At 57.9% G+C, this 20,326-nt stretch carries 16 protein-coding genes; 5 read left to right on the top strand and 11 right to left on the bottom strand.

The annotated features are described in order from the left end of the window. Positions 1 to 13 precede the first annotated feature (13 nt). Positions 14 to 1,381 (top strand): O-antigen polysaccharide polymerase Wzy, encoded by a 1,368-nt coding sequence (wzy, locus tag I6F09_RS15220; protein ID WP_225188419.1) that lies wholly within the window; start codon positions 14 to 16, stop codon positions 1,379 to 1,381. After that, positions 1,378 to 3,693 carry a glycosyl hydrolase family 28-related protein gene (locus I6F09_RS15215; RefSeq protein ID WP_225188418.1) on the top strand — a complete coding sequence of 772 codons (2,316 nt, stop codon included), beginning with the start codon at positions 1,378 to 1,380 and terminating at the stop codon, positions 3,691 to 3,693. Before wzy ends, I6F09_RS15215 begins: the two co-directional genes overlap by 4 nt. Before the next feature lie 300 nt (positions 3,694 to 3,993). On the opposite strand, the gene I6F09_RS15210 is transcribed toward I6F09_RS15215, so the two are convergent. The 10 genes from I6F09_RS15210 to I6F09_RS15160 form a co-directional block, all read right to left on the bottom strand. Continuing rightward, positions 3,994 to 4,908, bottom strand: coding sequence for a glycosyltransferase family 2 protein (locus I6F09_RS15210; protein ID WP_225188417.1), 915 nt, complete (start codon positions 4,906 to 4,908; stop codon positions 3,994 to 3,996). Positions 4,909 to 4,917: 9 nt separating this feature from the next. Continuing rightward, positions 4,918 to 5,874, bottom strand: a complete 957-nt coding sequence (locus I6F09_RS15205) for an aldo/keto reductase (RefSeq protein ID WP_225188416.1) — start codon at positions 5,872 to 5,874, stop codon at positions 4,918 to 4,920. Positions 5,875 to 5,882: 8 nt separating this feature from the next. Further along, a complete protein-coding gene (locus I6F09_RS15200; protein WP_225188415.1) occupies positions 5,883 to 7,631 on the bottom strand; it encodes a GMC oxidoreductase in 1,749 nt (582 codons plus the stop codon). Positions 7,632 to 8,120: 489 nt separating this feature from the next. After that, on the bottom strand, positions 8,121 to 9,383 hold the full coding sequence (locus I6F09_RS15190; RefSeq protein ID WP_225188493.1) for a glycosyltransferase: 1,263 nt from the start codon (positions 9,381 to 9,383) through the stop codon (positions 8,121 to 8,123). Between the two features lie 201 nt (positions 9,384 to 9,584). Further along, on the bottom strand, positions 9,585 to 10,319 hold the full coding sequence (locus I6F09_RS15185; RefSeq protein ID WP_225188413.1) for a hypothetical protein: 735 nt from the start codon (positions 10,317 to 10,319) through the stop codon (positions 9,585 to 9,587). Beyond that, positions 10,316 to 12,574 (bottom strand): polysaccharide biosynthesis tyrosine autokinase, encoded by a 2,259-nt coding sequence (locus I6F09_RS15180; RefSeq protein WP_225188412.1) that lies wholly within the window; start codon positions 12,572 to 12,574, stop codon positions 10,316 to 10,318. Before I6F09_RS15180 ends, I6F09_RS15185 begins: the two co-directional genes overlap by 4 nt. A 274-nt stretch (positions 12,575 to 12,848) precedes the next feature. Continuing rightward, on the bottom strand, positions 12,849 to 13,463 hold the full coding sequence (locus tag I6F09_RS15175) for a hypothetical protein (protein ID WP_225188411.1): 615 nt from the start codon (positions 13,461 to 13,463) through the stop codon (positions 12,849 to 12,851). 141 nt (positions 13,464 to 13,604) lie between these two features. Beyond that, a complete protein-coding gene (locus I6F09_RS15170; protein ID WP_225188410.1) occupies positions 13,605 to 15,092 on the bottom strand; it encodes an O-antigen ligase family protein in 1,488 nt (495 codons plus the stop codon). Positions 15,093 to 15,120: 28 nt separating this feature from the next. Continuing rightward, the gene (locus tag I6F09_RS15165; RefSeq protein WP_225188409.1) at positions 15,121 to 15,699 is read right to left on the bottom strand and encodes a hypothetical protein; all 579 of its coding nucleotides are present in this window, start codon (positions 15,697 to 15,699) and stop codon (positions 15,121 to 15,123) included. A gap of 166 nt (positions 15,700 to 15,865) precedes the next feature. Beyond that, a complete protein-coding gene (locus I6F09_RS15160) occupies positions 15,866 to 17,068 on the bottom strand; it encodes a polysaccharide biosynthesis/export family protein (protein ID WP_057026186.1) in 1,203 nt (400 codons plus the stop codon). Positions 17,069 to 17,347: 279 nt separating this feature from the next. Between I6F09_RS15160 and I6F09_RS15155 the strand changes: the two genes are divergently transcribed. The 3 genes from I6F09_RS15155 (at position 17,348) to I6F09_RS15145 (ending at position 19,627) form a co-directional block, all read left to right on the top strand. Continuing rightward, positions 17,348 to 17,920: a hypothetical protein gene (locus I6F09_RS15155; protein ID WP_225188408.1), complete on the top strand. Its 573-nt coding sequence runs from the start codon at positions 17,348 to 17,350 to the stop codon at positions 17,918 to 17,920. A 75-nt stretch (positions 17,921 to 17,995) separates the two neighbouring features. Further along, complete coding sequence (locus I6F09_RS15150; protein WP_225188407.1) at positions 17,996 to 18,271, top strand: hypothetical protein; 276 nt, start codon at positions 17,996 to 17,998, stop codon at positions 18,269 to 18,271. Between the two features lie 84 nt (positions 18,272 to 18,355). Then, the gene (locus tag I6F09_RS15145) at positions 18,356 to 19,627 is read left to right on the top strand and encodes a hypothetical protein (protein ID WP_225188406.1); all 1,272 of its coding nucleotides are present in this window, start codon (positions 18,356 to 18,358) and stop codon (positions 19,625 to 19,627) included. Positions 19,628 to 19,638: 11 nt separating this feature from the next. Here I6F09_RS15145 and I6F09_RS15140 read toward each other — a convergent pair whose 3' ends face one another. Beyond that, the gene (locus I6F09_RS15140) at positions 19,639 to 20,265 is read right to left on the bottom strand and encodes a transglutaminase-like cysteine peptidase (RefSeq protein ID WP_225188405.1); all 627 of its coding nucleotides are present in this window, start codon (positions 20,263 to 20,265) and stop codon (positions 19,639 to 19,641) included. Positions 20,266 to 20,326 lie beyond the last annotated feature (61 nt).

Genomic DNA, 20,326 nt, shown 5'->3' with positions numbered 1-20,326 from the left:
AAGGGACATAGAGATGGCGACACTACTCGCGCTTGTCCATTTGTCATTGTGCTCCTATCTCATCTTGCGCATGCTCGGCAGCAATCATGTGCTCGACTGCCAGCTTGGAGTCATAGCTCTATTTTCAATTGGGTATTTCGTATTGCCTGTGCTATTTGAGCGCCTCGCCAATCTAGATCGCTTTTCGGACGAGGACATCTTCGTCGCACTTCTTATACACACACTGTTTCTGATCGGGGTCGTCGCTGGGTCATCGTTAGGACGAAAGTATTTCAAAACAGTGCGCCCAGCGGAACTAAGTCTGGTCGACAGCTTTCTCAAGCGACACCGCATTTTCTTCGGTGTTTCTGCGTTCGCGGTATTCGTCACCTACATCTCGACCCAGGACATAACGAGCTACGCCGCTACCGATTTCGAAGCCTATTTTCGGGAACGGTCTCCCTTCTTTGCAATTATTGCTGCTTTCGGCGGCCTTAGTCTAGCGCTACTGGCAACACTAGTTGCAACGACTTGGCGAGACCAAAGTTTTGCACAGCTCATCATATTGGGCTCAATGTTCCTTGTAGCGCTGGTTATGAGCGCCGGCCTGGGCCAACGCCTCGTTGCCCTTACGCCAGTAATGATGCTGCTGGTCAATTTATACATGACTAGACAGAGGAAGCGCGCACTACGTCTCTTAGTTGCGGCAATTGTTGCATTCTTGTTTTTCAGCCCTTTCGCTATCTATTTGCGGGAATTGCGCACCGAGCGAAGTAGCATCACAGGTCAGGGAGCGATTACTGGCTATTCGATAGGCGACAATCCGTTTGAAAAAGGCCTTCGCTCAATTGTCGATCGCGCTGATCTTATTAACGTAACTATTCGAATGAAGCCCCATATTGACGGCTCAGCGCCCCCCGGACTCACGTATTATAGCAGCGTCTTCTTGATCCCCTTCCCAAAGCTACTCATAGGTGAGAAGCCGTTTCTTTTGAGCACTGATGGCACAATGGACACCGAATTGTCTGTCTGGGCATGGAGCACACTGATCGGCGGAACAGGAAGCCTCACCGCGTTCGGCGGCTTGGTCGCATACCGAGAGGGAGGTTGGCTATGGATCCCCATCAACGGCATGTTGACAGGAATACTCTTCGCATTCTTGGCTCGGCTCTTGGGTAGTGGCGGCACCGCCATGCAATGGTTATACTCGGTCCTTTTCGTTGTACTATCCGTGAAGAAAGTGCCGCCAAGTCTCTTCGAAGCGCTGGGCGAGCTTCTAGGTCAGCTTCCTTTCATTGCGGTACTCGTAGCTCTGAATAGGTTTTTTACTGGTTCCGCAACTACGAACAGACGCAAGGCTCCGAGCTTGCCACCAGCAAGAGAAGTTATGGGCAACAGATGAAGGGCTTGTTTAGCCGTCGTGTCCTGATGCGGCTTGCTACGTCTGGGTTAGCCGCGCGGCCAAGCGCTACCGCCTGGGCAAAGTCTGCCCAGTCGTCAAGTGTAACTATTTTTGCTGACGATCAGGCATTGAGGCGAGCCGCGGTGCCAAGAGGGGTCGAGCTCGTCGCTATAGCAGCTGGAGGTCATCAACCGAGATATTTTCGACGCGCGGAAAGAGTCTCACAATTCATACCTGCGATAACAGATGCCGTCGGCGGGCTTTGGCAACTGGTTATCAATAGTTACATCGATGTTCGCGAGTTCGGGGCCGTCGGAGACGGTATCGCAGATGATACTGAAGCGATACAGATGGCAATTGACTGCGCGATTTACGAACCTGCGGTTCCGGGTACGGTGTTGCTACCTGCTGGGCGCTATCGCGTCCGCAAGACTCTTCACATTGGCTATGGCAACCGATTTTCGACCCTTACGCTGCTTGGCGAAACGTTCCAGCACGCCACTGGACGAGAAGCCACAAACTCGCTGATTGAACCTTCATTCCATGATAGTCCATGCATAAATGTGCAAGGTGGCCGACGTGTCCACATACGCCGTTTGGCGTTGCGGGGCGTGAACCACGATTACCTCACCAGTAAGTATGATCTTATCCCCGATAGAACAAATCGCGCATCTTGGTTTGGCGACTCCGTCCAGTTTTTGGCAAACAATCGGACCGCCCCATATGCCGGTATCGCCATAGACGCATATGCTGGCAAGCCGGGCAAATTTAGCTATCCTCCTGTTCACTACCCGGCATATTCAGGAATTACCACGCAGTACGAAAAGAACTTCTCGTCACACGTCTTTATCGAGGATTGTCAAATTAACGGTTTTGGTGTTGGCATCATCGTACAACCGAGCCACGTGCCCGACGCATCAAATGGCGATTTCCTAACGATACGCGACTGCGATATTTCTTACAATGTTACGGGTGTTGCGCTGACTCAATCCGATGCTCGGTGTAACAATATTGAAAATTGCAGAATCCATTTTTGCCACACCGCACTAGACGGCGTAAATTTTGGCAATGGACGAGGCGCCTGGATGGGAGTTATTTCCGGTTGCTCTTTCGACAACGTCGCTTTGCTGCTAGATATCGACGTCGGAGGGCGATTGCCGCAAGGCGGAAGCTCTCCAATTTTCTTAGGCTGCTATGGAGAGAGCATCCATTCGTTAGGATCTTTTCTGCCTTCCGAAAGCCGGTTGAGCGGAACTATTACTTTTGACCACTGTAAATTTCAATTTTCCGTTAAACGACAGGAATTTTCACCCAAGGTGTTGCTCGCCGGCTCCCGCGGCAAAGCTGTTTTTCGTAGCTGTTTGTTTCTCGGTGGCTTTGGACTTCATCAGTTCGACTGCTCTGTCGAGTTGCGAGATGTTGCGGCAATGCAACTTCTCGCCGGCGGGGCGGCTGACGTTAGCCATGTAAGCGGCATCATCGCGAAGGCGTTTACAAATGGGTTCATGGCATCAGGCCATTCTCGTGTGATGCTTCAGCATTCGGAACTCCCCATCCAAGGATCAAACTTAGCTGGGGCGTACAGCATGGGACCGGGAGACTTTCCGGTTTTTGCGGCCGCCAACGTGAACGGAGAACCCACATATCTCCCTTGGTGGGCTGAGCGACTTCACGATGGTCATCAGGTTTTCTCAATCCCGCGTGCACCTACTTTCGAGATAGACCGTAAGAAATACTCGCTGAACGAGGTTCGTTGGAGAGGGTCGGAGGTATCATTCACGATCTCGCGTTCGGCCCTTCCTGGATTCGGCAAGGGCCCCGTTGAAGGTATCTTATTAGGGCCAGGTGACGTCGTAAATGATACTCACAGTCGGGATGTTTACTACGTAAGAGCCATCTCGCGTATGGATGCGTCGAGCACAAGTATAACCTTGCGCCGTTTAACTGGACTGCGCACGACGGACCATGGACAGAGCTATACCACTGACGGCGTTTTCGCGACGAATGAGGGAAGTCTCGTTTTTTCTGTAGCGCGGCGCTACTACCCTAGTTCCAAGTGCACGAAGATATTTGGCGATGATGGCTCAAGCCATGCGTCGGTTCGATCTTCGTTGGCTGAGCTAGCAGTTCCTTTTCAATGGGTTCGGGCAGGGGACTTACTTCCTTTCGTTCCAGACTGGCTTCAAATCGGTGGAGCAACGCTAACGCGCATATCGTCTTTGAGCGGGACTATCGGACGCCTCGAACTTAGCAATCCGTTACCTTGCAAGATCGACGGCGACTGCCCTCCCTTTGTTCGTACTAGTTATTGAGCCGCCGCTTCAACCTGTTACAGACCGTCTTGGAGTTCACACACTATCGAAAACCTGATCGCGCTCGTCCGGATGCAAAGAACATCCGACGCTGGCCGCCTGATTAGTCCAAGCAGTCCTTCGGCCTACCGAATGCGTACTGGTGGCTACTCAGCGGCGCGAAGTCAGGCCAGTATTTCATAAGTCGGATTCCAAGCCGCCGAGATACACAAGGCGGCACTCGCCAAAGCGAACTTACTAGTTCACACTCGAACAATACCAAACGGTCGGAATAACACATCGGAGTGCAGCCCAGAGAAGTTACTTCAAGGTAAGCCCGGTAATTCGGTGCAGTCTCTCCCTAATTGCTTCCGGCTCTCGTAAGTCATCGACCGAGCTGCTGAGTTCCTGAATCTTTGCTCCCACCAAGAAGCGATACCAGAAGCCCTGCAGTACGTGGTAGATGAGGCCCTCCTTTCCGTCGAGAAAGCCCAGCCTAACGATGTAGCGATACAAAAAGTACGCGACGGAGCTGATCTGGAAGGGAATCTTGTTGTATATTTCTTCCTTTACGTAACGTTTGGCGGCCGCTTGAAGCGAGCTTTTCTCAATTAACATGCGCTCCGGTCTAGGCATGAAGCACAGTCGCTGATTGAGGACATCGATAGCCTCACGCGTGGCGTATTTGTTATGCTTCTCCGTAAAGAAGGTCAAATTGTTCAAATTGTAATCGGAAAAACCGCCAAGGAAAGTCACGGTTCTTCCCTCGCGCACAATCATATGCTCATCCATCCACCTGTCTTCTATTTCGGCATGACCCCGACGCCAAATGCGCAGGAGCACTAAAACTCCGCGTCCGCCATACTTGATCGTGCGATTCATGAAAATAAGCTTCCGACGTAGATTTATACCGGTGACATCCAACGGCAGTGAGGGCAACTTCTCATTAATCTCGGTCGAAAGATCGGGTTCGATGATCTCATCCGCATCGAGCCGCATGATCCAGCTCGACATAATGGGAGCATTCTCCAGGGCCCACTGGAACTGCTTAGCGTAGTTGACAAATCTGTTCTGAAGGACGGTCGCACCGTGCGATTTCGCAATTTCGATCGTGTTGTCAGTGGAAAAGGAGTCGATGACGAATATCTCGTTAGCGAGATGTTTGATGTGCCGTAGCGCTCGCTCGAGATGGATTGACTCATTGTAGGTCAGGATAATGACAGCTAGGTCGGCCATCGGGGAAACTCAGCCAGTCGAGTTGCAGTTGTTGTCGGTGGACGAAACAAGGCTGTCGACCAAATCCAACAAGCTCGGATCAATCTCCCGCGAGGCTCTCATGCAATTTTCGATAATGTGTCTACTGGAGTACATGGATAACACCACAGTGCCAGCAGAGTTTTTGGTTAGTGCGTAGTCGATCAGAAGCTTGGTCGGCGATTTCTCAATTTCGGGTAGGCCGGCCTTGCTTTCCAGCAATTGGACAAGGCGACTTGTAACCTGTGGATCGAAAACACTATGCGTCACTAGAAAGAGGCGCTCAAGAACATCGACCTTGCAAATCTCGTCAATATTTCGGGAAAACGGACTATTCGGAAATTGAGCGCCGTCGAATGTTCTCGAGAACTTGGCACCCACCAGAATCGCATCAACAGATCCGGCGATAGATATTGCTCTTGCGAGCCCTTCCCTTCGGAGATTTTCCAATTCTTCAATGACCTTCGTATTTGTGCAGTCCTCGATGCGTGGCTCGTGCAGCGCGAGTACATCTACATAGTCGGTCTTCAGCCGTCGAAGGCTGTCCTCTAATGACTTTCGAATGGTCGCAGGCTCAAGCGGCGGCCGCGAGCCAACCGAACGAGCTCGGGAGATCTGTTTTCGGAGGCCTGGAAACGCGTGAACAGCCCAGCGCGCGGGGGGCCGCAAAACTCTTTTCACGGTCGAGATCTCGGGCCGAGCAATTCCAACCTTTGTGCAAATAACAGCATGATCTCGGCGGCCGCCACCAAGGAAAGATCCCAATATGGATTCCGCCTGTCCGTCCCCATATGGTGGAGCGACGTCGAACCAGTTGACCCCCAACTCGTACGCTCGTCCAAGCGATCGCATACCTTCGCATCGAGAAATCCGGGATCCTAATGACGCGCATCCGAATCCGAGTACAGAGACGCCACGCTTGAGGGTCGGGTGATAGACGGTGCGCATTGAGAAACCTATACCGCTGCGTGAACCGATCTTGCCGCGAGCGTGTTGGATGCTGCCGCCAAGTGTGAGGCGAGCCGGAACGCGAGCGCTACGATCAGAAATGTCGGGTTGGCTTGACCGGACGATGGAAACACACTGCCACTTAACAGGAAGAGATTGCGTGTTCCGTGAACCTTGCAATTTTCATCGACGATCCCCGAAGCAGGATCGCGGCCCATACGCGTCGTTCCGAGTTGGTGATAGCCATCGGAGGCTTGCTCCATGACGCGAGTGACGAGTTCCTCTTGAGCGGCTCGATAAGCCAAATATCCGGCTCTTGAACTTCGAAGAAATTGATCCAAGATTCGATGTGCTCGAACGACCGACCGCGCATCCAGCTCGGAGTAGTTGAAATCGATCGCCAAACGAGGCACGCCGAGCGGGTCCAATTCGTCGGACAGCGTTACGTACGAATTCTTTGTAGGCAATTGCTCCGCATGATAGTGTAGGGCGTATCGTCCACCTTTGTTTCGAACCAGAAATCCAGGCTTGCGAGGCGACGAAAGGTAGCGCTCGTGGAGCAGCAGCATCGCCGAGGAAAGCACTGAGGTGGGGGATCGAACGATATTAATGAGGTGACTTTTGATCGTGTAGGGGCCAGGGCCAACATGACTGACCCGAACACCTTCTGAAACCAAGCGACGGCCAATGCACGGCGTCGCGAGCATAAGCCACACTGCGGATAGAATCCCACTACCATGGCTCGCATCGTGGAAGGGAGGATTGTCCGTCCAGAACGCGATGTTCAGGAGCTCCTGTCGCTTTAGTGTCTCTTTGCTCAGCGTGAAGCGACGACGAGCAAAATGACCGTTTTCGGTAAAGAAGTCGAATTCATCGATCAATTCTGGTTCGGAAAACACCACATCGGCGATCTTGCCGGAGATATGGCCCATGTAGAATTTTCCAAGGACGGCATCAGCGCTGGGGAGAATAGTCGAGTACTTTCGTTTCAAGAGGAGCATGATCCGAGTGGTTTCAAGTCCACCGCAGGCCAGGATACAGACCCGAACGGAAGCTTTGGTCGCTTTGTTTCGGTCTGCCAGCGATATCTCTCGAACTTGCCCGCTCTCCTTATCGAGATGGATGTCGGTCAACGTCGCGCCGAGCAGAAGCGTAATTGCTTGTGACTCACGGACACGTTTCAGATACGTGCGTTGCAAATTGGTATCTGGCGTCCAGCGCTCTAGTTCACGAATTGAGATCGAGATCTGGCCAGGTTGCGCCCAGTCGCCCGGCTCCTTTTCGAACGTGCCTGTCCCACAGTTAAGAAATTCAGCTGCTTTGGAGTACCAACCCGTCATCTCATTGTAGGAAAGCGGCCACTCCGTTCCCGGCGCAAAAGGGCGATGTTCGAAGTCGACTTGGTCGAACGGAACGCATCTCCCGCCCCACCACCACGAGGTACCGCCAAAGGCTCGACATGATGCAATTTCCGACGGGGCGTGAGTCTGCTTGTTTCGAAGTTCGGCCCAGGTCAGTTCGCGTGTCGAGAGAGTCGGCGTCTCCTCCCCCGACTCGACGAGTAGAACCGAATGCCCAAAATCGGCGAGTGCTAAGGCGAGAGCGATGCCGGCCGGTCCCGCACCTACGACGCAGAAATCCGCAATCGGCACATCGGAAATGTCTCGAAATCGGATTAACATGCTTTCGACGATGCGCGCGGATGATAGTTCCGCCTTCTGAGCGGTTGAGCCGGATTTCCCGAGTACACGGTCCAAGGTTCTAGATCACGGAAAGCGCACGCTCGAGCTCCGAGAACGGCGCCTTCTCCAATTCTGACGCCGGGTCCGACGAACGCTTCGGCGGCGATCCAGGCCTGCGCCCCGATCTCAATTGGTCTGGTCCTTAGCTGGAAGTTGAAGTCGTCGATATCGTGAGTACCGGCGCAGATGTGCGCTCCCTGCGACGCCAGCGAATACTCGCCAAAGCTGATCTTCGCCATGCAATAAACGTTCACTCGAGGACCTATGTAGGCGTGCTCCCCGATCTCCAGATGGGGGGGATACCAGATCCTAGCGCTGCCATATATTCCAGCGGTTCTGGCAACTTTCGCACCAAACGACCGCAACAAGAAACGCCGCCATGCGTGCATAAACGGCGGGGTCCACGAAGCGAGCAGGCTCCAAGTAACGTTCCAGGCAACGCGAAACAGACGATTCCTCAGCGAGAAACTAGGACCGCCTTCCATGGGCGTTGTGCTGTTGGCGTCAAGGACGTCCATGCGAAATCCCAGCGCGCAATGCATCTAGCAGCAAGAGGACGTTCTGCTCGATATCGAACCGCTTCAGAAAGGCTTGTCGTCCGGCCGCTGCCATGTTCTGCCGCTCGTCGAGGCTCAAACTCAAGTATCCCCTCAGGAGGGAAAGAATGCCAGCTGGATCATCCGCGGCCACAAGCCCTGCCCTATCTTGCTTGATTTCTCTCCATATGTTCACTTTGTCGGTGATGAGAACTGGCTTCCCGCAGGCGAGTGCTTCGGCTACGACGATTCCGAAATTTTCTTGATGAGAGGGAAGCACAAATGCCTCGCACCCATGAAACGCGCCCCATTTAACGTCGCCATCAAGCATCCCGGGCCAGTGAATGCGATGGCCGACGCCCGCAGCGCCAGCTCGCTGCTTTAGTTCGCCGAGCCAGCCGGACTGGTCGGGTCCAGCGATGACGAGATCAAGGTCGGGCGCTGAGGACGAAACCTCGGCAAATGCATCGACGAGTAGATCGCATCCTTTCTTGGGATGAATGCGGCTCAGAAATAGCAAGAACTTGCGGTCTCCGAGCGCGGGCAGTCGCTGCCGAAACGCGGTGACCTGGATGTCACGGTCGCCAGTTACGTCGGTGGTGCCGTACCCGACGACAAATTCTCGAAGCCGGTACGGCCAGAATGCCTTGCGGGCGAGCAAGCGCTCTTCCTCGCAGGTGAAGAGCACTCCGTTGGCGTTCCGCAGGAGCGGCCCTTCGTTGAGCCACCAAGAAACCTGCTTGAACGCGGTCTTGATAGGATATTCTTTTCGGAACCAGGGATCGAGCATCCCATGCGTGAACACGAAATAGGGAATTCCCGCGCCGGGCAACACCCTGCTGGCGCCGCTGGCGGAATAGTTCCAGAGCCCATTGACGATGACCAAATCGTAGTTCCCCACGTGATTTCTCAGCCAGGGTACCAGGCGCGAAGTGTAACCGTAATGGACCCAAGGTCGCCAATCGAGACGTCGCCTCTCCTGGACGGGAAGAGTGCCGAGCGGGAAAATGGGAAGCGGGAAATCCTTGACCCAAGAGTCCCCAGGATGGTCAAGGGTCGCTATCTCCCGGAAGTGGCCAAGCCTTGCCAAAGCTTCGGATGAGCGAATGAGGCCCTCGATCGGGCCCCCACTTCTAGGATCGGCCGTACCGATAATGTGCAGAATCTTCAAGATGCTCAGATCGACGACCTTGGAGACCGGCCGTCCTTCACTTGCTAAATTGGACGTCATTGGATAGCTGATCACTAGTAAAATTTGTAGCTCTAAACAGCAAAAAATCACGTTCAAAAATACAACGTGGCACCTTCGCACGCTATCGGACCTTAAAGGCGTAGTAAATTAGTTAGAATCGCCCACGCGGCATATTTGGATGAGACTGCTCTCTCGGCCAGATCGGTTGTCCCGTTTAGCGTGAAGCGCACCGTCGCGGCGTCATTGCCGCGGCCATTCATCAGTAACTACACCCGGCACATTCACCTTCACACCATCGCGCAAGAGCCTCTTCATCAGCGCCTCTCGCAGCATAATGTCTGTGGAACTCAGACTAGCGAGCAAGCGGTCTCTCTGGGGCCGCCCCACGCTGAGTAGATTAACTGCTGCGTTTTCAATCAAGTCGCTCCCGACGAGAGCGGCAAACTCGGACACCACCCTCTCCTGCATCGCATCGCTCAGCATCGCAAAAGTCGCAAGCGCAATTCTATTGCGGCGAACCGTGATCCAATCCTCCCTTGGCCCCATTGCATAGGACTGCTCAAGATACGGCAGCTTAGAGACGTCGAAGCCGTTCCGTTCGACTTCGACCAAATAAAGCATAAGCCAGAGAAAAGAATCCGCTGGGTTCACAGCCAGTGCAGAGCGCAACCTCTGCGCCTTAGCAGCGCCCTTAAGAGAGACGTCTTCCGCCACTGCTTCGTCACCGACGCGTAAGGTGATGAGAGCTTTGGCCCGCGCAAAATCGGGATGCAGCAACGGCGGGGACTTTGCCTCCATGCGGGACAATGCATCGGCCAGAACGCCACGCTTGAACCGACCATCCGCAAGGATCTGTGCAGAAATAATTCGTTCCTCAAAAATCATCCAGAACGAAACGATCGCAAGCAGCGACCAAACAAGGCCTACAAGGCCGAACAATGCTACCGGCACTCTGGGGAGGGCGACTTCCTTCACTCGACATAACCGTAACGCGCGTAATATTTCTCATAATAGTAACGGCCATGATAAGATTCATAGCGCGCAAGAAGCTTTGTATCAGCCTTGTTCAGTACTATGCCCAAGAGCTTGCCCTGAATTTCCGGAGCGCTGCGCAGATTATGTCGGACGACATCTGTTTTTGTTCGGCCCCACTCCACTACGAACACGTAAGAATCGACGAAGGGCGCTGTGACGCGCACGTCCACCACCGGCGCCATCGGCGGCATGTCGAGCACGACATAGTCGTACTTCGAGCGTAACAGCGTCACGAAATCGCGCATCGGCTTGGACGCGAGGATCTCGTTGGTATGCAGAAGCTTGGAAGTGGTGCCCGCGGATACTATGGCGAGCTTTGTCTCCGGATCAAATGTGATGACGTCATCGAGCTGAACCTTGTGGGCCACCAGGTCGACGAGACCTCCCTGCGCATCCGGCACAAGCGCACGGGAGAGCGACGGGTTACGAAGGTCGGCGTCCACTAGAACTACTCGGGCGCCGCTATGGGCAATGAGCTGAGCAAGATTGGTGGAGAGCGTACTTTTGCCCTCATTTGGAAGAGTCGAAGTGACCGCTAGGACGCGATTCTCGCGTACTATCGAATTGAGATCAACCGCCACCTTCAGAGTGCGCATGGCCTCCGAAAATCGGGACAAAGGATTGTCGACCACGTAACGCAATAGATCGAGCTTTGGCTGATCCTGCTGCTTCAAAAATTTAGTCCCAAGTGCACCACGCAGCACTGACGGCACACCAGCGGGGTTAAGCGCGGGCAAAATCGCAATGCAGCTCGCGCCTAACACTTCTTCGACTTGCCCAGTGGTTCGAAATACGTTGTCGGTTAGTTCGCGTGCTACTGCTATCCCAAGGCTAAGGATAAGCCCTCCCATAAGAGCAGCCAATAGTACCACTGTCCCTTTGGGAGAACTCTTGCCTAATGGAGCGGTCGCTGCGCTAATGACCCGAGCCTCTGTGATTGGGAAGGATTGCTGCTGCACTGATTCCATGTAGCGCTGAAGGAAGTTGTCATACATTGCCTGGTATGACTGTGCATTACTCTCCAGCTCGCGGAGTTGGATCTGCGCCTGATTGGTCAGCTGCGATTCCGAAACAAGATTGTTGAGGCTCGCTTTGATGCTCTCCTCACGGGTCAGCGCGATATCATAGTCGCTTTTGTAGGATTGCTGAATCCGCTTCAACTCGTCGATGATGTTCTTTTTGATTTCCGCCATCTGCGTTCGCAAGTTGACCGCGGCGAGGTGATCCCTTCCATACTTGTTGGACCAAATCGACTCTTTGGACGCCATGTCCACGTACTGCCCGCGAAGCTTAACAATCGTGTCGTTCTTGAGCGCATCGGCGACCGACGCGTCTGGAATATCTTGCTTGAGAATGTCATTGATGCGGTCCATTCGGGCTTTTGCTTCCGCTGTTGCCGTATGGCCCGTTATGAGCTGGCTATTCACCTCAGCTAACTGCTGTTGGTTCATCAGCCCCTTGCCAGTATCAACGATGTTATTTGCGGTCTTAAAGTCGACTACTGCCTTCTGAGCCGTAGAGGCCTGCGTACGCAGCTCTCTGATCCGGTCCTGCAACCACACGCTAGCGCGGCGTGTCGCTTGGTACTTCGATTCCAATTCGTCGACGATATACGCATCCGCGATCGCGTTGGCGATTCGCGCCGCTTTAGCTGGGTCGCGAGATGTGAAACCGATTTCCATAACGTATGTAAGGGGAAGCCGTCTGATCGTGCGGCTGCTCTCGAATCTACCCAGTGCCTTGCGCGTGGACTCGAATTCGGAAGAAGCTCGGTTGCTGGGGGAAATGGTATTAAAAATCGCACCAATAAAGCCGCCGCCACTCCCGATGAACTCGGGATCATCGGTCAGATGAAGATCGCGGATGACTGCAAGGCTGATATTTTCAGACTTCAAAATTTCAACTTGAGTTTCTACCATTGCGGACGTAACCGCAGTGTCGCCTACGACAGATTGCTGCGGAAACAACTGCACCTTGCGAGTGTCGATTACCATCGAAGCCGTCGCCGCATACCGGGGGGCGGCGGTGAAGAGGTAGACTAGAGCCAAGATAACGCAAGCCGACATAACAGCCAACATGGTTGGGAACTGCCGCCGGATAGTGTCGAGGTAGGATCTCAACGTTTGCGCCGGCGAACTTTCGGCCTCAACGAACTCCCGATTAATCTCCGAGGTCGGCTTGTTCACCTGCAACATTTATTGGTTCCTGAAATCGATCCGCGATTTGCTTTTTAGCAAAGGAAGCCTTCATGGAGGCTTGGCCATTGCCTCGCGGCCTTCGGAAACAAAGCCCCCTGCTCCGTCGCTATATGTAAAGTAGCACAGCGTCATCTGGAGTTGAACGCCGTTGATGCAGCGCAACGCAGCTTTCACCCGAGAATTCGCGTGAACGTTAACGATCCGAACGTGAAAGCGGCGCTCGATGGCGCCGCTCTGCAGGGAGGTTCACAAGGACTTCACTGATCCGCGCTCAGCGCGAGCTCACCTGATTGGGGGTAGTGCCGCCGACGCCGCCGCCGGCGGTAGCGGGCGGATTGTTGGCGTTGTTGTTGTTGCCGAACCTGACGGCGCCGCCGCCACTGCCGCCGTTGGGGAAGTTGTTGCCGGTCGGACCGCCCGAGCCGCTGCCACCACCGCCGCCGCCGCCGGTCGCGGCGATCGCGACGTCACCGGTCGCGGCCTGGTAGGCGGCGATCACCTCGGGGTTGCCGATGCCGGCGATCGCGGTCTGGATCTCATTGGCAAAGGCCTGGTCGCTCTGCGCGGCCATGCGGGCGACCTGGGCGAGGCCGGCGACGATCGCGCGCATCTGGTCCTTGGTGGTCGCGGGATCCTTGAGCAGCGCGATCAGGCCGGGCAGCGTGGTCGGGTCGGAGGCGCCGAGGTCGCGCACGCGCGAAATCAGCTGCGGGCCGCCGGTCGGATATTGCTGCAACAGGCTGTTGGGGGCGGCCTTGAAGTCGGAAATGACAGTGGCCGGTAGCTGGCGCTGCGGCGGGTAAACCGCGGCGCTGGCGGCGGTGGTGATGGTCGCGGCGAAGGCCGCGGCAGCAGCCATGCGAAGCGCCATGCGGATAACGTCCATAAATCAACCTCCAAAAAATCAGCTGCCCCGATTTGCTTCCTCGGCCCGGGCAAATGGCTGTGCAGTGCAGGAACCTAGCGGAAGTGAAAAGGACTGTCCACTTATTCTAAAGACTTCGTAAACGGCGCAACTGCTTCAAATCTAGACACTTTTGTGAAGCTCGCCCTGCGCAAGCGCCGCTGTGGCGGCGGTTGCGGAGCGGCCCTCGGCTCGCGGTGCGGTGGCGACCGCGTCTGCCGCCGGGCGGCCGTCTCGGCTCGAGAAGGACTGCGCCAGGCCCGCGCCGAAAAGCGCAAAGAACGGAATGCTGTAGCCGGGCACCTGCAGCGTGAAGTCGAGGCACGAATGCAGCAGCGACAGCGTCGCGGTGGCCGCCGCCGCCAGCGGGATGATGACGTCGCGCCGGCGTGTGAACACGCCCCTCGCCAGCACCAGCAGCATGATGGCCCAGCTGAGCGCCACCAGCAGCGCCATCGGGATGCCCACCTCGGAGGCAAGCTCCAGCGGCGTCGAATGCGCGGCATCCCAGACGCCGCGAATCGAAATGTTGGGGCTGCGGTAGGGCGGGAAGGCCCATTGGAAGGTGCCCATGCCGGTGCCGAACCAGGGATTGTCGGCGATGATCCGAAGCGTCGATTTCCAGGCCTCGACGCGGCCCTCGTCGACCAGGCCGTTGCTGTCGAAGCGGCTGGAGACTCGGCCGCCCAAAAGCTGCAACAAGCCGAGCGCGACGGCGATACCGGAGCCGAGCGAGATCCAGATGCCGGTGCGCGGCGGCAGGTCTTTCCGGAGGAATAACGTAAACGCGACGATCATCGCGAGCAGCGACAGCCCGACGCCGGCGCGCGAGGTCGTCATGAACATCGCCATCAGGCAGATCAACAGGCATGCGAGCTGCGGCAGGATCTGTCTTGGCGGGATCGCGCGCAGGTCGAGCGACAGACGCCGCCATTCGATGTGCCGCTCCGGCAGGCGGCGGCGAACGTCCTCCAGGATCAGCAGCATCCAGATCACCGCAGCCGAGCCGAAATAGGCCGCTGCCGTGTTGCGGTTGATGAAGGTGCCGGTGACGCTGCCGAGATAGGCCGTCTTGTCCCGCCACAGGATCATGGTGGGCTCGATCAGGAACGAGGCGACGCCGTAAAGGGCATAAGCCGCGCCCGAGATCGCGATCACCCAGAGCAGGCGGCGCGCGCGCATCCGGTCGGCGCCGACGGTAATGCCGAGCACGATGGCGAGGATGTTGGCGAGCGGCGCGCCGAGCGCGAAGAACGCCTCGTTCTTGACGATCGACGCCGACGGGGCGATCGGGACGCCGAGCAGATCCGAGGCCTGCTTCCAGATCGGCTGGAACGGCGCGAGGAAGGGATGATCGGAAAGCTGCTCGTGCAGCACGAAGGCATAGGCGGCAACGATCACGCCGATGCCCGCAAGCAGCCAGAGATGCGGCCTGCGCAGATCGCGCGTCGGCGCGAAGATCACCGCGACGCCAAGACACAGGCACCAGAACGCGATCGACAGATCATTGGTCGAGCCGAACGGAAACGGCGCGCCGGCGGCCACGAAGAACAGGATGAAGGCCGCGGGCAAGCTCCATGACCAGCGAATTTTGGGAAGCCAAAGGCGCATCGTTATGTCTTGCGAGCCTTGCTCGCGCCTAGAGGAAGCAATCGATCGGATAGATCTTCAGATCCACGTTGAGGCGGCTGTTCCGGCTCTGCGCGCGGAACGCATAGAATAATCCAAAGCTATCACTCCCCTGATCGAGTTTTATTCCGGGTGTTAGTTCGTCGGGCGGGACCAGAACGCCGATGTGCCGGTTGATGGCGGAAATCTCGATCCGCCCCTCCCCTTGCGCAAAATGCCCGCCGAGTTGGGTCACGGTAACCTTCGGCAGGCCGCGGCGCTGATGGCAGACGTCCTCCTCCCAGAGTTTGGTCTGCTGCACCAGCGGTTTGCCCGGGCCGTCGGGAACGACGATGTCGGGGAAGGACGGGCGCAGCATGCCGAAGAACTTGCTCTCCTTGGAGTTCGCCGAGAGGCGGACGGTAAAGGTCAGCTCGCCCCTGGCGCCCTTGAGGCGCGACAGGACGGGAGCATCAGGCTCGGCGGAAATCATCACATCGATGCGATGGCGGACGCCCAGCTCCGCGGCAGCGCCGAGAGCTGTCCCGGCCGGCGCCAGTGCGACGGCGAAAGGGACGAGAGCCAAATGCCAGAATGCTCGAAAGCGCATGAAGCCCCTTGCAGCGCTGCGGGTGACCGATGACCGGAGCGCCTTACTCAGTGACGCCTTGATCCGAGCTTGCCCCCGGCGGAGACAATACCGATTGGTCCGCTAAACGAAAATGGCACCGGGACAAGCCCCGGTGCCATCGTCTTTGGTCGATCAAGTCGGCGTCTTACGGCGCCAGCTTGATGTTGTTGCGGAAGATCAGGGCGTCGTTGGCGAGATTGATGCTATCGCTGCCGGTCGCCATGATCACACGCAGGTAGTTCAGGAACTTGGCAACTTCGACGTTGCGCGAGTTCGAGACGTAGATGATGTCGCCGTTCTTCATCATGACCTTGGTGGCGAGGAAGAAGCCGCCCGGATCGCGGAAGTTCACGTTGAAGATAACCGGGATCGTCTCCGAGGTGTACTTGCTCACGTCGATGCCGAGCTGGGCCGCAACCTCGCGCGGCTCGCGGCGATAGAGATACACGGCAGCCGGATCGGCCTGGCCGTCCAGCAGACCGCCGGCCTTGCCGACGGCTTCGCCGAGGTTGATGCGCCAGGCGTCGAAGTTGAACTCGCCGCTCTGGCCGCTGGCGCCGAACGCCAGGAACTTCTGCTGCTCGCGATAGACGTAGATACTGTCGTCGGGCCGCACATAGACGTTGTTCTCGGGCGCCATCACGAGATTCTCGAACGGCACGGTGGCCCGACGTCCGCCGCGCTCCAGCATGACCCAGGTCTCGAAGCCCTGGCCCTTGATGCCGCCGGCGCGGGTGATCGCATCGAGCACGCGATCCTTCGCGCCCGCCGCGCTCGCCGGATAACGCGCCGGCGAATTGACCTCGCCGAGCACGCTGATCAGCTGGGTGCGCTGCGAGGACATCGCCACGACCGCTTGCGGCTCGATGGCGCGGTTGCCGATCCTCTCGACGATCGCGCGCTGGATTTGGACCGCCGTCAGGCCCGCGGCCTTGATCTGACCGGCATAGGGCACGGTGATGAAGCCATCATTGTCGACCGACTGATCCGGGATCGTCACATAGTTACCCGGGCGGACACCGGCTTCCGCCGGGATGAACAGACCGCCTGCCGCGGCCTCGAAGATGGTGACGCTGACAACGTCGCCGATGCCGAACACGATGCTGGCGGGCGGGCGGCGATCGGTGAACACGCCGGCTAGGCCCTTGGGCTCGTGTGTGTGCAGGATCTTTACGGTCGCCGGATTGAGCGGCACCAGCTCGTAGGCCGGCGCGTTTTCCGTCTGTATCTTGTTGTTGACGTCGTCTGTCAGCGGACCCGAGCCGGGATTTGTCGAGCAGGCTCCGAGCGCCAAAGCGGCGGCCAGAAATGCTGGCTTGAAAAGATATGACTTGGCAAAGGAATGCATCAATCGCGCCCCAGGAGACCCCAATTAGCCCTTGATTGGTACGGCCTAGGGGGTGGTGCGACAAGGGTTCCCGGTAGTTAACGGAGCGATCGGTCGGCTACTGTTGCGTGCGGGACACTGTTTCGGGCTTAGTTTAAGTCTTTGTGACTATTTGTTGTATTTCGCGTGCCCGATCGGTGAGCAGCTCGCCCCAATCGTGGGGACGCTGTGTCGGGCTCAAGGCTTCTTGACCCCGCCGCCGTCTGCTAAGTCTGGGGCTATTAAGGATAGGAACTCCCCGTGTCTGGCCTCCTTCTGATCCTGCTGTTGGCGGGCTCCCTTCTTGGCGCCGCCGATCGCGCATGGGGCCCCGCCGCCGAGTGCCCTGGCAGCGCCCGTGCGTGGTGTCGCGGCGCGGCCGTTGTTGAGGTGGCCGCCCCTGCGTCCACGTCCGTCTGGAAATTCACCCGGACCCAAGGGGCCAAGGACGGCGAAAGCTTCGCGGCCATCATGAAGACCGCCGACACCACCCAATCGGACCCGGACTTCGCCGGCCTGATCGTGCGCTGCGCCCCGAAGGGCAAGGTCGATGTGCTGGTGGCCTTGATCCGGCCCTTCCCGCCCCGGAGCCGCCCCAAGGTGACCATTGCCGCAAGCGGCGGCGGCACCCTGAGCTTCGAAGGCAGCATGGCGGCCGCGGGAGCGGCCGTGCTGTTGCCCGACGAGGTCTCGGCCTTTGCTGCCGGAAAGTGGCAGACGACGGCCTCGCTGTCCGTGGTGGTCAGGGAAGGCGACAGCGAGATCAAGGGGATGGTGGCGCTCAACGGGCTGCGGGAGGCCTATCATTCGCTGCTGGCAAATTGCGGCCAATAGGCTAAATTTAGCCATACAACTTAAGGGTCTTTTTAGGCGGGGAATCTAGGGTCCGGAGCACGGAGAGTGTTTCGGATGACCCCCTTTTTGATTTTCAGCTTTCTCACAGGTGCCGTGCTGGGCCAACGCTTTCGCGTGTTCGTGCTCCTGCCGGTCACATTTGCGCTGGTGCTCACCATGCTGCCGGTCAGCATGATGACCAGCCTGGGCTTCCTTGACGGCATGAAGGCTGCGGCGTTCGCCGCCATCGCCCTCCAAGGCGGTTACCTCTTCGGCTCGGGGGCGCGCTTTGCCCTTGCCGCCGCACGCGCCACCCGCGTCTTCGGTCGGCCGGTCAAGGCCACGCGCTGATCGCAACGCAAGCCTCTGTTTGAAAACGCACCGCCCGCTTGTATGGTGACCTGACCGTTTCAGGATTCGCTTCGAGCGCGCCGTTTGTCCCTCGCTTATTTTGCCCTCATCGTCTCCATCGTTTCCGCTTCCGCTCTCGAAATCGCCGGCGCCTCATTGGGGGCGCAGCTGGGGTCGATCGCCGCAGCGCTAGGCCTGCTGGCCGCGGCCTCGAGCTCGCGCAAGGCCGACTACGAGCACTATCTTCGTGCGACCTCCTGGGGCCGCTGGATTCTGCTCGCCATTCCGCTGTGCATCGCGGCCCAGCTCGCTCCGCTTCCGCTGCGCTTTGCGCATCCGATCTGGGCCAGCGCTCACGAGGTAATCGGTGGCCTGTCGCTCGGGCCGATCACGGCCGATATCGGCTTGACGGTGAATGCGCTGCTGCTGGCGCTGGCCGCGATCTCATTGCTTGGCGTCGCGATCCTGGTGGTCCGCAACCGCGGCCGTGCCGAGCTGGTTCTGTTCGTGCTGAGCGGCGTAACCGCGATCTCCGCCTTGATGTTGGACCTGCATCGGCTCTCGCCGGCGCTTGCCGGATCCGTGCCCCATGACCTCACGACGAGCCTGGCCGGGCTCGGCCTCATGCTCAATCTGGCGGTGATGCAGCTCGCCGCTGAACGGGCGGAGACGCATCATTCGATCGTTCGCTCGGTCGCGATCGGACTTTGCGGTCTGGTCGGAGCCTTGGTCAGTGCCGCCGCGATCTTTGGGCTGTCCGGGACCAACAGCGCCATCGCGGCGACCTTTGGCGTCGTGCTGATCCTGCTGATCCTCGTGATCCGCAGACTGGATCTGTCGCCTTTGGCCGCGAGCGCCTTGTCGGTGGCAGCCCTGATCGGCGCGGCGATCGTGCTGACCTTCCTGTTCGAAAAGAATTCCGGACCGATCCTGCTGCGGCTCGTTCCGGAGATGGGGACCGAGACCAAGGCCGCCCTCGAGCGCATGCTGGCCGACACCCGCTGGTACGGTGCCGGCGCGGGGACCTTTGCTGCGGTGGGCAGGATCTATCAGAGCGATGCCGGCGCCGTCCTGACGGCGCCCTCGGCGGCCACATCGGTGTTCGCGGGGATGGGTTGGGTCGGCTTGGTCGCCATGATCGCGGTGAGCCTGCTCGCTTTGGTCCGCCTGTTCGTCGGCGCCCTGCAGCGCGGACGCGACTCGTTCTTTCCGGCGGCGGCCGCGGCCTGCGTCCTGTTTGCGCTGGTTCAGAGCTTTGCCGGTCCCGGATTGCTGCACCCGGCAGCAATCCTTTGCCTTTCGGTGATCTTGGGACTGGGGCTGTCGCAGAGCGTCAGTCAATCCGGATCACGATAGCGCGCGGTTGATCAGACCGCGCGGTCGCCGAGCGAGGCCCAGTAGTTCGGATTCTTGGGCGACTGAATGCGGACCCAGCGATAGGGCTTCTTCGACCACGACATGATGTGGCCGGAGAGATTGTCCAGCACGAGATCGCCGGAGAAGGTGCGCACCACGACCACGAGATGATGCTCGCCCCAGCTGGTCACGACCTCGCTCAGCAGCACCGAGCGCGCCGGAAAGCCCTTGGCGATCAGATCGTGGCGTTTTGTCACGGCGTAATCGTTGCAGTCGCCGCTCGCCGGATGCAGCAGCCACTTTTCGCCGCGCAGCCCTTCCAGGTTGGCCTCGGGGCGGATCGCGGCGTTGACCCGCTGGTTGACCTCTTGCATTTGCGCCATGCGCTCGGCCGTCAGCTTCAGGCGGCCGCCCCGGAAGACGATCCGCTGCGGCCGCGGCTTGCACTCGTCCTTGTACTTCAGGCAGAAGAGCGTGAACGCCATCGGCGGCAGCGTCGGCTGGTCGAACTTGATGTAGTGGATGGCACCACGCAGCCCCAGGGGCGCCCCGACGAAGGCGGCTTCCGCTTTCTGCTGCACCCCCGCAGCAACGACGATGGCGGCGACGGCCGCCAGGAACTTCACAACTTTGCGCATGTCGCGCTCCCCGTTCTTGTTGGGGAGACGCTACGCGAGACCTCTTGAAATACGGCTCAAA

It is taken from the genome of Bradyrhizobium sp. IC3195 (assembly GCF_020193585.1).
GTDB lineage: Bacteria > Pseudomonadota > Alphaproteobacteria > Rhizobiales > Xanthobacteraceae > Bradyrhizobium > Bradyrhizobium yuanmingense.
Note: the sequence above shows the minus strand (reverse complement) of the source record. Positions and strands in the feature narration are given on the sequence as shown.